Genomic DNA, 12,050 nt, shown 5'->3' on the forward strand with positions numbered 1-12,050 from the left:
CGGTCATTGGTCAATGGCTGGAGTTCGGCTTGCGACCTCCGGATTCGGCGGTCACCCGATCCGCGGCGGCCACCAGCGCTGTTGCGCGGCGATCGATCTCGGCGCCGGTGATGCAGGCTCCGGCATACATTGTCAGCACCGGGTTCTACCTGCCGTCGTCGCCGTAGGTGGGTGCCGCGTGCAGGCTGTCCGGATGTTGATTTGCGTGGGTGCAGATCGGCGCCGAGATAGGCCCGCTCCGCGAGGCTGGTCACCCGTTTCTCCAGTTCGGCGCGTGCGATGCCGCCGATGGCGAAGCCTCGCCCAGGCGACCCGGCCGGCGGCGATAAGCGCAGGCCCGAGGCCGTGAGTGCGGGTGTTCGCGTCACGCATCGGATACCCGCCCGCGGTCAGTTCGGTGAGGATGCCCGGACGGGGCGGCTTGGCCAGGTCGAGCTCGCGGGCCAGTTCGGCGAGTCCGAAGCGTTTGCCGCCTCGCTCGACGAAGAAATCCAGCACGTGGACCACCCGGGCGGTCGGGGCGGATCTGCGCGCAACCATGGACAATTCCTATAACAGGTTCTAATCTTTTTCCTATCGAAATGTACCAGTGCGGTACATATTTGGAACAGCTAATTCGGAGACGCCTCTTGTTGACACAGCCGTTCGCGCAAGCCATTGCCGCCGCCGAGGAGATCATCACCGGTGCACCGCATATTCGGACCGAACAGGATCTCGTCGAGGGCTACGACTACCTTGCTGGCAGTATTCGCGCTTCCATTCAGTTGGCGTGGGCCTTCGAGCGGGATTTTCCGTTCTTTGTCATGTCCACCGGGCCGTATACGAAAATGGGTCTGGACAATCCGGACACCCTCTACTTCCACTCGTATCTGCGTCCCGACGCCGAGTATGTGGTGACCGGAACTCGGGGCACCACCCGTGACCTGAGCTTCCAGGTGCTCAACGGCAACTACTCGCCGGTGGACGTCCCCGAGAGCGAAACCGCCTTCGATGCCCGCGCCCTCGATATCACGGCCGAGGGCGCCTACGAGTTCCGGCTCGGCCCCGGCCCGGCGCGCCCCGGCTACGTCCATCTGGCACCCGACTCCGCCATGCTCGTGGTTCGCGAGGTGTACAGCGACTGGGCCACCGAGCAGCCGGGCACGATTCGCATTCAGCGGGTGGACACGATCGGCGCCGCACCGCCGCCGCTGACCAGGGACGTGATGAGCAAGCGATATGAGATCGCGGGGAAAATGCTGGTCTCGCGACTGAATACCTTCCTGGCGTTCCCGAAGAGGTTCTATCTCGAACTGCCGGTCAATACGATGACCGAACCGCGCTGCACCCCGGGCGGACTGACGACCCAGTTCTCCTCCGTCGGTCACTACGAACTCGACGACGAACAGGTCATGATCCTCACGGTGCCGAAATCGGATGCGCCGTATCAGGGTTTCCAACTCGGCAGCATGTGGTATCTGTCGCTGGACTACATCAACCACCAGACCAGCCTCACCGCCGACCAGGCGCGCGTGGATCCGGACGCGATGATCCGGCTCGTGATCAGCGAGCGAGATCCGGGTCTGACCAACTGGATCGAGCGCACCGGGCATGCGCGCGGCTACCTGCAGTTGCGCTGGCAGCAGCTGTCACGGGATCTGAAGCCCGAAGATGGGCCCACGGTTGAGGTGGTATCGCTCGCCGAACTACCACAGCGGCTGCCGTACTACCAGCAGGCTCGGATCACGCGCGAGGAATGGCAGGCGCGGATCGCGGCGCGGCAGGTCGCTGTGGCGGAAAGGATGCTCGGCTGATGTTGTTGCAGGACAAGGTGGTTGTCGTCGCCGGCGTCGGTCCGGGGTTGGGGCGCGCGATCGCGATGCGGAGTGCGCGCGCCGGTGCCGATGTGGTGCTGGCCTCGCGCACCGAATCGCGGCTGACCGAGGTGGCCAAGGAGATCACCGAACTCGGCAGGCGTGCGGTGGTGGTGCCGACCGATATCAATGATGAAGCGGCCGTGACGAATCTGGTCGAAACGGCGCAGAGCGCGTCCGGTCATGTCGACACGCTGGTGAACAACGCCTTCGCGATTCCGCCGATCACCGATCTGGCCGATGTCGCCCTCGATGATGTGCGTGCCGGTTTCGAGACGAATGTGCTTGCCGCACTGCGGTTGACGCGGAAGTTCATACCCGCGCTCACCGAGTCGAAGGGCTCGGTGATCATGATCAATTCGGCGGTGCTGCGGCATTCGCGGCGCACCTTCGGCCCGTACAAGATGGCCAAGGCGAGCCTGCTCGCGCTGGCACAGAGCCTGGCCACCGAACTCGGGCCCAAGGGCATTCGGGTGAATTCCGTTGCACCCGGCTATATCTGGGCCGACAACGTGAAGTGGTACTTCAACTATCTCGCCGAGCAGCGCGGGATCACCCCCGAACAGGTGTACGCCGAAACCGCCGAGACCATCGATCTGCGCAAGCTGCCCGAGCCCGATGAGATCGCCGACGCCGTTGTCTTTTTCGCCTCGCCGCTGGCGCGGGCGATAACCGGCGCGTGTCTGGATGTCAACGGCGGCGAATACCACCACTAGGAGGTGACTGTGATCGGCAGAGACGACGTCGGCACCATCGACGATCTGCACGCATCGGCGACCAAGGTGGTCGGGCTCAGCGATTTCGGCGACCAGGGCTACCGCGAGGGGCTGCGGGTGCTACTCGACTCCTATGCGAAGGAAGCCGCGCTGACGCCCTTCGGCAATAAGGTCAATCGGGCCTTCCTGCGCGGTGCGCTGATCGCCCGGCTGCTGAGTGAGGCCGCGTGGCAACGCTTTCCGGAACATGCCGAGGTCGCGATCGAGCGCCCGATCTTCGTGACCGGGCTGCCGCGTTCGGGTACGACGGCGGTGCATCGGCTGCTGCATGCGGATCCGGCGCATCAGGGCCTGGAAATGTGGCTCACCGAGATGCCGCAGCCGCGGCCGCCACGTGCGACCTGGGCGGACAATCCGGTGTATCAGCGGATCGAGGCGGCATTCGAGCAGCACCATGTGGAACATCCGGAATTCATGGGCGTGCACCATATTTCGGCCGACCAGGTGGAGGAGTGCTGGCAGCTGCTGCGGCAGTCGTTGATGTCGGTGTCCTACGAATGCCTCGGCTATTTGCCGGGATATTCCGAGTGGTTGCGCGATCAGGATTGGACCGATGCCTATCGCAGGCATCGACGCAATCTGCAGTTGATCGGGATGCCCGATGTCGACCGGCGGTGGGTATTGAAGAATCCGAGTCATCTGTTCGCGCTGGACGCCATTTTCGAGGTGTATCCGGATGCGCTGGTGGTCCAGATGCACCGGGATCCGCGCACCATCATCGCCTCGGTGTGCAGCCTCAACGAGCAGGCATCGGCGGGGTGGTCGGAGAAATTCCGCGGTGCCGTCGTCGGTGCGGCACAGTTGGATCTGTGGGCCAGGGGAGCGGATAGGTTCCTCGCGGATCGCAAGCGGCACAACGCCGCTCAGTTCTGCGATGTGTACTACGACGATTTCGTCGCCGATCCGATCGGCACCGTCGGCGCGATCTATCGGCACTTCGATATCGCGCTGAGCCCCGGGGCCGAAGCCGCGATGACGGGCTTGCATGCCGAAAGCACCTCCGGAGCGGCGCGTCCCGCGCACCGCTACGCATTGGAGGACTTCGGTCTCACCGCCGATCAGGTCGACAACCGGTTCGCCGAGTACCGCGACAAGCACTTCCCCAAGAGTTAGGACGCTGGAAATCGGGCGGAAGTCGGGTTTCGCCCGATCACTGCTGTCCTGGTTCGAGGACGATGAACAGCCCCTGTGCCTCGGCGCAGAGGTGTTCCCCGTCGTGCAGGGTGGCCCGGACGTAGACCTTGCGGCCGTCCTGCCGTTCGACCCACGCGCGCAGCCGCAATTCGGTATCGAGCGGGGTGATGCGGCGATAGTCGACGGTGAGCGAGGCGGTGCGGGTCACCTTGCGCGCGTGCATGGACGCGGCCATGCCGAGCAGATCATCGAAGCCGACCGCGACCTGTCCGCCGTGTGCCGCGTTATTGCCGCCCAGGTGGAAGGTCCGGAAGGTGATGCGGGCATCGACGCCGTCCCGACCGGCCTTGTCGATGAGAAACGGTGGCAGGGTCACATTGCCCCGAGCAGGCAGGTCGGCCCGAGTCCAGGTGGGGGCGGACCATTCGTCGACGATCGCGGCGTCGAGCTTGTCGTTGAGCTGTTTGAGGATGCCGATCGTCTCCAGTGCGAGCTCATCGGTCGGACAGGCCAGGCGGGCCCGATCCATCAGACCGCGCACCTGTTCGATGAACGCGCCGTAATGCGGGCCGCCGCGCGAAATATCGAGATCGTCCAGCTGGTGGGCATCGATCAGCTCCGAGATCGGGCGGAACCCGCCCTCGTGGTGCTCTGCGCTCGGTAGCGAGTTGCCGGCCTGCTCTTCGTCCATATGGAACACGTTATCGGTTACTGGTCGGATGCTCGTCCGGCGGGGCCGCGCGTTGCCCCGACGCGATGCGTGTCGGCCGGTAGGCGATGCCTGCGACGGCGCCCACCGGACCGACCGCCACCATGCACGGCCGGCCGCCCCGGAAGTCGGCGAGGTTCGGATGCGCGGTTCGGCCCAGGATGGCGACACCGAGGGCCGAGCTGGTTTGCCTTGCCACCATCAGGGCGTCCGGAGGCGAGCCGAGATCTGGTCGGCGGGCATCGTGCTCGCGACCCCGACGGGCGCGCGCAGCCGTCTACCGATGCCGCACGGTGCGGGTTGGGTAGTACGGCGAACCCGCGTGCGCATTCCGGTCGGGAGGTGGGGATTTCGCCGAGTGAATATCGGCGGTCGCATCCGGGCGGATCAGCATGAGGTGGTGATCGGTCCGTTCGGATCGGGACCCTCGTCGCGCTGGCGGGCGCGAGCGGATGGGTGCGCAAGCGGGTCGGGCTGGCTAGTGTGGGGACACGTTCTTGAATCAGGTCTTCCGAAAACCCCCACCGCGGGCCGGGTCGATGGATTGGCCATCGGGTCGGTGCCGAACGGTGTCATCGGCGAAAGGCTTTGTCCCGTATGCACATTGCTGCTGTTGTCTTCGATATGGACGGTGTTCTGATCGACTCGGAGCCGGTGTGGGAGCAGGTGCGCCGCCGGTATGTGGCAGAGCAGGGCGGGCGCTGGCTACCCGATGCGCAGCAGCGGTTGATGGGGATGAGCACGGGGGAGTGGTCGGAGTATCTCAGCGCCGAACTCGGTGTCGGTGTGACGCCGGAAACCGTGGCCAATGATGTGATCGATCGGATGGCGCAGCAATACGAGCAGTCGGTGCCGCTGCTGCCGGGGGCGGTCGAGGCGGTACAGCGCATCAGCGAACACTGGCCGCTCGCGGTGGCGAGTTCGTCGCCGCGGACGTTGATCGACACGGTGCTCGGCCGCACCGGGCTGATCGAATTCTTCGGGGTCACCTTCTCGACCGAGGAGGTCGATCGGGGTAAGCCGGCACCCGATGTTTACGTGGCCGCGGCCGCATTCCTGCGGCACAAGTCCACCGAATGCGCGGCCGTCGAGGATTCCAGCAACGGCCTGCGCGCGGCACACGCCGCGGGCATGCGCGTCATCGCCGCACCGCGACCGGAATACCCGCCCGCTCCGGACGCCCTCGCCCTGGCCGCCGAGGTGATCGACACCCTCGACGAACTCACTCCCGACCTCGTCGCGGGTGATTAGCGCTGGAGGACTTCCGGCTATTCACATCCGGCGATTCGGTCCAACAACAACGCCTGCTCGGCATTGTTCCCGGTCAGTTCCGCCGCACGGGCGAATTCGGCACGTGCTTCGTCCTGTCGGCCGAGCCGGTCGAGCAGGTCACCGCGTACGGCGGGGAGCAGGTGATAGCTGTCCAGCTTACCGGTGGCGACGAGTGCGTCGACGAGTTCGAGACCCGCGGCGGGCCCGTGCACCATGCTGACCGCGACGGCCCGGTTCAGTTCGACGATCGGTGACGGAAAGCGTTCGGCCAGAACCGCGTACAGGCCCGCGATGCGCCGCCAATCGGTCTCCTCGGCGCTCGAGGCCATCGTGTGCACAGCGGCGATCGCGGCTTGCAACGCATAGCGGCCCGGTCGGATCCGGCGATCGCGGCTGATCGCGTGGGCCCGGCCGAGTGCGGCGTAACCACGTCGGATCAACAGCTGATCCCATCGGGCACGCTCCTGATCCGCCAGCAGGACAACGGTTTTCGTGGGTCCCATGCGTGCGACCGAGCGCGAGGCCTGCAATTCCAGCAGTGCGGCGAGGCCGTGTGTTTCCGGTTCGTCGGGCAGCAGATTCGCGAGCATTCGGGCCAATCGCAAGGCGTCCTCGCACAACTCGACGCGAATCCAATCGTCGCCCGCCGTCGCCGAATAGCCTTCGTTGAAGATCAGGTAGACGACCTCGAGCACCGAATCCAAACGTCTGGCCAGCTCGTCACCGTGCGGTACCGCATAGGGCACGCGCCTGGCGGCGATCGTGCGCTTGGCCCGCACAATGCGTTGGGCGACTGTCGATTCCGGTACGACGAAGGCGCGTGCGATCTCCTCGGTGGTCAATCCGCCGAGCAGTCGCAGCGTCAATGCCACCCGGGCCGGTGGCGACAACACCGGATGACAGGCCGTGAAGATCATGCGCAGCAGATCGTCTTCGATATCCTCCGCCGTCTCGGGCTCCGAGCCGGTCCGCAATTCATGGCCGACCAAGGTCAGTTTGCGGGTGAGGTTCTGCTTGCGCCGCACCCGATCGATGGCCTGATGTTTGGCGGTGAGCATGAGCCAGCCGCCCGGATTCGGCGGCACCCCGTCGCGCGGCCACTGCTCCAGGGCCGCGACCAGCGCGTCCTGGGCGATTTCCTCGGCGGCGTCGATATCGCCGACGATCCGGGTCAGCCCCGCGACCAGGCGGGGCCATTCCATTCGCCACACGGTTTCGACGGCATCGCGGATCTGCTCGGGCGACCGGCTCATCTATCGGATCAGCCCTCGGCGACCTGACGAATCTCGACCTCGATAGTCCACTCCGGCCCGTGCACGCTCAGAAAGCGCGACGTCCACTCCACCGCCTCCTGCTTCGTTTTCGTCTGCAGCAAGCAGTACCCGCCGACGACCTCCTTCGATTCGGTGAACGGACCATCGAGCACGGTTTGCTTGCCACCTGTCTGAATGATCTTGGTCGCCTCGGTGATCGGATGCAAGCCGGCGGTATCCAGCAGCACTCCGGCCTTGGTCATTTCCTCGATCACCTTGTTGACCTGCTCGATCAGCGCCGCGTCGGGCACCGGCGCATTCGTCGGATCGACTCGGATCAGCATCATGTGTCGCATCTGGCCATCCTCGGTTCGGTGGTCGGCTTGTCCGACCCTCACTCAACGCATCGAACGGCATCGGCTCGAATCGACATTCTCCCGAAAAATCTTGGCGGAAGTTTGCTAAGCGGGCCAGGCGCGCACGGCGGCCCGCGCGGTCCAGCGGCCGTCGTCGTAGCGGACTGCTACCGGATGGTCGAAGGCCGCGCTCACGGTGTCCGTCGTGACGGTGGCGATGGCGGGACCGGCGGCGACCGTCCGGCCGTCGGCGATGAGCAGCGCGTGGGTCGTGGTGCTCGGCAGTTCCTCCAGGTGATGGGTGACCAGGATCGACGCGACCTCGGGATGGGTTTCGCCGAGCGCGTCGATGGTCTCGAGGAGTTGTTCGCGGGCCGCCACATCGAGTCCGGTGGACGGCTCGTCGAACAGCAGCAGGCGCGGCTCGGCGATGAGCGCACGGGCGATCAGGGTGCGGCCGCGTTCACCCTGGGACAGCGTCGGCCAGATCTCCTCGGCCTTACCTTTGAGGCCGACGGTATCGATCATGGCCTCGGCGCGGCGCAGATCCTCCGGCGTCGGTGTCCAGCGCATCGGGGTGTCGATGGTCGCGGTGATACCGGTGAGCACGACCTCGCGGACCGTGAGCGGATACGACAGTGGATGGCGCGGATTGACATGACCGATCGAGTGGCGCAGTGGCGCGAGATCGACCCGGCCCATCCGCTGGCCGAGGATATCGACGGTGCCCGAGGTCGGGAAGGTGACCGCGGCGCAGAAGCCGAGCAGCGTGCTCTTGCCCGCGCCATTGGGTCCGAGTAGCGCCCAATGTTCGCCCGCGTAGACGGTCAGCGAGATGCCGTCGATGATCTGTTTGCCTTCGCGGCGGAAGGTGACATCGGTCAGTTGCAGCACTGGGGTTTCGGGCACGGGAGATCTCCGTTCGGTTCGGCGCGCTGTCACGGCGGGTCAGGTGTACGCGTTCTTCAAGGCGGTCAAGTGCGTTCGGCTGAATTCCGCTGCGGCAGTGGGATTTCGATGAGTGATGGCATCCGTGAGCCGAATGTGCGCGTTGTGGTCGGCGGGTTCGGAGGGGACCGGGCGTATCTCGAGCATATCGATCATGGCCACCCGTAACCGGGGCAGGAAGCTGTCGAAGAGTTGGGTCAGCACATCGTTGTGGGCGGCGACGATGACGGCGCGGTGGAATGCCATATCGGCATCGACATGGTCGGCGATCGGTTCACCGTGCGCCTCCCGCGCGGCCAGTGCCCGGCGGATGACGCGCAGGTCGGCGGGGGTGCGGCGCTGCGCGGCGAGGGCGGCGGCCTCGGCCTCGATGGCGATACGGGCCTCGATGACGGCGGCAATGGTGGCGCGACGTAGCACCACGTCCCAGTCCTCGGTGACATCCAGCGCGGTCACGAAGACGCCTGCGCCCTGACGGCTGTCGAGTACGCCCTTACCCGCCAATTCGCGAATCGCCTCGCGCAGCGTCGAGCGGCCGACACCGAGTTGCGCGGCGAGCGTCGTTTCCCCCGGAAGGCGATGTCCCAGTGGCCATTCCCCGTTCCGGATACGGGTGAGCAGCAACTCCAACGCCTGTGCCGCGAGGGGGCGCCGCCGGACCTGCGAGATCATCCGAACCTCTCTACTTGTCTGAGGAGTTGCGGATAACCTAGCAAATCATGCGCACCATGCTTCTGCGCGGCCACCACCGCGGGGCCTGACGACCGGCCGCCGTCATCCGAGCCGCGAGCGCGATGGTCGCCTAGCGGGTGCGATGACGATATCTCGGTCAAAATGACCGGGACGGCGGCCGCGCATGAAAAGGTATGCAGCGTGGTGCGGCACGTGACAGGAAACCTCCCCGCTGAGGTGACGAGCTTTGTCGGTCGTAGCGCGGAAGTCACCATGGCACGCAAGCTGCTGTCCAGCACGCGGGTGCTCACCCTGACCGGGCCGGGCGGCATCGGGAAGACCAGGCTCAGCCGTCGAGTGGGGGAGGCGGTGCGCCGCGCCTTTCCCGACGGTGTCTGGCTGGTCGAGGTGGCAGATGTGCACGACGGGGATTTGGTGGCGTTGAGCGTCGCGCAGACGCTCGGTCTACGCGACGACACCACCTCGCCCGTCGTCGGCTTGACCGAATTCTTGGCGGACAAGAGCATGCTGCTGATCCTGGACAACTGCGAGCATGTGATCGGCGCCTGTGCCGAACTGGTGGACCGGCTGATTCCGGCGACCACCGATGTGCGGATTCTCGCGACCAGCCGCGAATCGCTCGGGGTCTCCGGAGAACAGGTCATGCCCGTCGCGCCGCTCGCCGTGCCGGAGGTGGAAGCGGACGAGGGACCCCCGGCGCATATCGACAGCGATGCGCTGCGGCTGCTGATCGATCGGGCCGTCGCCGCGAATCCCGACTTCCGCGTCACCGATGCCAATCGCGGGATGCTCGCGGCGATCTGCCGTCGCCTGGACGGTATGCCGCTGGCACTCGAGCTGGCGGCATTGCGGTTGCGGATGTTCACGCCGGATCAGGTGCTCGCCCGCCTCGACGATGCGATCCGGCTGCTCACCGCCGGGTTGCGCACCGCCCCGCAGCGACAGCAGAGCCTGGAAGCCGCGATCCGGTGGAGCTATGACTTGTGCACGCCCGACGAACAGCGCCTGTGGGAGCAGTTGGCGGTCTTCGCGGGTGGTTTCGACTTGGCGGCCGCGGAGGCGGTCTGTGTGGTCCCGGACGCACTTGTGGACGCCTTGACCGGGTTGGTGGACAAGTCGGTGCTGAGCCACCGGCACAACAGCGACGGCACCGGGCGCTACACCATGCTCGAACCGTTGCGTCAGTTCGCCTTGGCGCGATTGGTCGCCCGCGGTGGTGAGCGGGTGGTGCGCTTGCGTCATCGCGATTATTACCACGGGATCGCCGCGCGCGGGCGCACCGCGCACTGGGACAGTGAGGATGTCACCTGGTTCCGTGACGTCACCCGGGAACATCCGAATATGCGTGCGGCATTGCAGTTCTCGCTCGCCGATCCGGAAAGTGCCCATCGCGCACTGGAGCTCGCGACGGAACTGCGCCCGTTCTGGGAGCACTACCGCTTCCTGCTGGAGGGTTATCGCTGGCTGCTGGAGGCGCTGGAGAAGGATCTCGACCATACGAAGGACCGAGCACGCGCACTCGCCGCCGCTTCGGTGATCGCCGCCATGCTGTCGGATCCGGAGACCGCGAAGCGATTCGCGGCCGAATGTCTCGATATCGCAACGGAACTCGAAGCCGATGACGTGCTCGTCGAACATGGTCTGCTGGCCGCGCTGCTGGCATTCGCCAACGACGAACCGAGGCAGGCACTCGATATCGCCGAGGCCGCCTCGGACCGGGCGCGAGCCTGCGCCCACCACGGTGTCGAAATGGAGATTCTGGCCTTCGCCTATATCTGTGCGCTGGTGCTGGACGACGAGCGGGCGGACGCGATCGCGCGGCGATTCCTTGCCAAGACCGAGGACTTCGGCTCGCACCTGCTGGGTGGGTTGGGACATTGGGCGGTGGGCACCGACCATTGGCGTAAAGGTGCGCACGACGATGCGATCGCCGAACTACGCAAGGCGGTCGAGCTGCTCAGCTTGTTCGACCGGTGTGTGTGGACGGCATCGGGATTCGACGGACTGGCGTGGGTGGCGACGGCCGAGGGCGATCTGAACCGGGCGGCGCGATTGATGGGTGCCGCGTCGGCGGTGCGGCGCGGCAGTACCCAACGGCTCGCCCATGCGATGACCGAAGCCGTGGGGGACAAGGTGCGCCTGCAGGTGCGTGATGCGATGGGTGAGAAGGAATTTCAGGCCGCCTTCGATGCGGGCGCGGCCCTGGGACTGGAGAAGGCCGTCGATTACGCGCTCGGCAGACAACCGCGTTCAGCGGCTCAACCGGTGAAAACCGTTGCGGCGCATGCGCTTACCCGGCGCGAATTGGATGTCGCACGGTTGGTCGCGGCGGGCTGCAGCAATAAGAGTATCGCCGGCGAACTGGTGATCTCGATCCGGACCGCGGAGAGCCACGTCGACCACATTCTTACCAAACTGGGCTTCACCTCGCGCACGCAGATCGCCGCGTGGGCCAGCAGGCATCAGATCTGATGCGTCAGTCGCCGGTCGCGCCGTCGATGCGTTCGCGCAGGAAATCGGCGTGGCCGTTGTGTCGCGCGTATTCCTCGATCATGTGCACGTAGACCCAGCGCAGGCTGTATTCGGTGCCGCGGTGGGTGAAGACGTGGTCGAGGGGTAGGTCCGCGACGGCGGCGTCGGCCGATTTGATCTCCGCGTGCAGCGTGGCCAGATCCGCGGCGGCATCGGCATTGGCGATATCGTCGAAATCGCCGTTCGGATTGTCCTCGCTGCAGTAGAGGTAATCCAGTGGTTCGCCGCGAGTGGCGATGCGGAACCAGCCGCGTTCGCATTCGGCGAGGTGGCGGACCAGGCCGAGCAGCGACAGCGTCGAGGGTGCGACGCAGCGCCGCTTCAACTGTTCGGCCTCGAGGCCGGCGCATTTCCACAGCAGTGTGCGTCGGTGCAGGTCGAGCCAGGTCTGCAACATGAGCCGCTCGTCGGCGACCAGCGGCGGCTTGGTTCTGGTGATCTCGGGTGCGGTCCACGTCACCGGCCGACTGTAACCCCGAACCGGTGATGCGATCTCGCGAATTACCCCGACATCGGCCGGACAT

The 12,050-nt window shown here is 65.8% G+C and carries 12 protein-coding genes and 1 pseudogene; 5 read left to right on the forward strand and 8 right to left on the reverse strand.

All coding sequences use genetic code 11. The features are described 5' to 3' along the window. Positions 1 to 10 precede the first annotated feature (10 nt). Positions 11 to 139 carry a hypothetical protein gene (locus ACW2Q0_RS05680; protein ID WP_457186956.1) on the reverse strand — a complete coding sequence of 43 codons (129 nt, stop codon included), beginning with the start codon at positions 137 to 139 and terminating at the stop codon, positions 11 to 13. Between the two features lie 124 nt (positions 140 to 263). Continuing rightward, positions 264 to 540, reverse strand: a pseudogene (locus ACW2Q0_RS05685) (ArsR family transcriptional regulator); the annotation flags it as partial. An 89-nt stretch (positions 541 to 629) separates the two neighbouring features. Between ACW2Q0_RS05685 and ACW2Q0_RS05690 the strand changes: the two are divergent. The 3 genes from ACW2Q0_RS05690 to ACW2Q0_RS05700 are packed head-to-tail and all read left to right on the forward strand — an operon-like array spanning position 630 to position 3,742. Then, a complete protein-coding gene (locus tag ACW2Q0_RS05690; RefSeq protein WP_457186862.1) occupies positions 630 to 1,793 on the forward strand; it encodes a hypothetical protein in 1,164 nt (387 codons plus the stop codon). Further along, positions 1,793 to 2,569 (forward strand): SDR family oxidoreductase, encoded by a 777-nt coding sequence (locus tag ACW2Q0_RS05695; RefSeq protein ID WP_457186864.1) that lies wholly within the window; start codon positions 1,793 to 1,795, stop codon positions 2,567 to 2,569. Before ACW2Q0_RS05690 ends, ACW2Q0_RS05695 begins: the two co-directional genes overlap by 1 nt. A gap of 9 nt (positions 2,570 to 2,578) precedes the next feature. Beyond that, positions 2,579 to 3,742, forward strand: a complete 1,164-nt coding sequence (locus ACW2Q0_RS05700; protein ID WP_457186866.1) for a sulfotransferase family protein — start codon at positions 2,579 to 2,581, stop codon at positions 3,740 to 3,742. Between the two features lie 37 nt (positions 3,743 to 3,779). Here the strand turns inward: ACW2Q0_RS05700 and ACW2Q0_RS05705 are convergent, their stop codons facing one another. Beyond that, the gene (locus ACW2Q0_RS05705; protein ID WP_457186868.1) at positions 3,780 to 4,454 is read right to left on the reverse strand and encodes a PaaI family thioesterase; all 675 of its coding nucleotides are present in this window, start codon (positions 4,452 to 4,454) and stop codon (positions 3,780 to 3,782) included. A gap of 615 nt (positions 4,455 to 5,069) precedes the next feature. Between ACW2Q0_RS05705 and ACW2Q0_RS05710 the strand changes: the two genes are divergently transcribed. Continuing rightward, positions 5,070 to 5,723, forward strand: a complete 654-nt coding sequence (locus ACW2Q0_RS05710; protein ID WP_457186870.1) for an HAD family hydrolase — start codon at positions 5,070 to 5,072, stop codon at positions 5,721 to 5,723. A 17-nt stretch (positions 5,724 to 5,740) separates the two neighbouring features. Here the strand turns inward: ACW2Q0_RS05710 and ACW2Q0_RS05715 are convergent, their stop codons facing one another. The 4 genes from ACW2Q0_RS05715 to ACW2Q0_RS05730 form a co-directional block, all read right to left on the reverse strand. Then, positions 5,741 to 6,997 (reverse strand): RNA polymerase sigma factor, encoded by a 1,257-nt coding sequence (locus tag ACW2Q0_RS05715; protein ID WP_457186872.1) that lies wholly within the window; start codon positions 6,995 to 6,997, stop codon positions 5,741 to 5,743. Between the two features lie 8 nt (positions 6,998 to 7,005). After that, on the reverse strand, positions 7,006 to 7,353 hold the full coding sequence (locus tag ACW2Q0_RS05720) for a YciI family protein (RefSeq protein ID WP_457186874.1): 348 nt from the start codon (positions 7,351 to 7,353) through the stop codon (positions 7,006 to 7,008). Between the two features lie 105 nt (positions 7,354 to 7,458). Further along, positions 7,459 to 8,262, reverse strand: coding sequence for an ABC transporter ATP-binding protein (locus ACW2Q0_RS05725; protein ID WP_457186876.1), 804 nt, complete (start codon positions 8,260 to 8,262; stop codon positions 7,459 to 7,461). Positions 8,263 to 8,301: 39 nt separating this feature from the next. Then, a complete protein-coding gene (locus tag ACW2Q0_RS05730) occupies positions 8,302 to 8,973 on the reverse strand; it encodes a FadR/GntR family transcriptional regulator (RefSeq protein WP_457186878.1) in 672 nt (223 codons plus the stop codon). A gap of 273 nt (positions 8,974 to 9,246) precedes the next feature. Between ACW2Q0_RS05730 and ACW2Q0_RS05735 the strand changes: the two genes are divergently transcribed. After that, positions 9,247 to 11,466, forward strand: coding sequence for an ATP-binding protein (locus ACW2Q0_RS05735; protein WP_457186880.1), 2,220 nt, complete (start codon positions 9,247 to 9,249; stop codon positions 11,464 to 11,466). A 4-nt stretch (positions 11,467 to 11,470) separates the two neighbouring features. On the opposite strand, the gene ACW2Q0_RS05740 is transcribed toward ACW2Q0_RS05735, so the two are convergent. Beyond that, the gene (locus ACW2Q0_RS05740; protein ID WP_457186882.1) at positions 11,471 to 11,986 is read right to left on the reverse strand and encodes a DinB family protein; all 516 of its coding nucleotides are present in this window, start codon (positions 11,984 to 11,986) and stop codon (positions 11,471 to 11,473) included. Positions 11,987 to 12,050: the final 64 nt, after the last annotated feature.

This window comes from Nocardia citri, assembly GCF_054065835.1.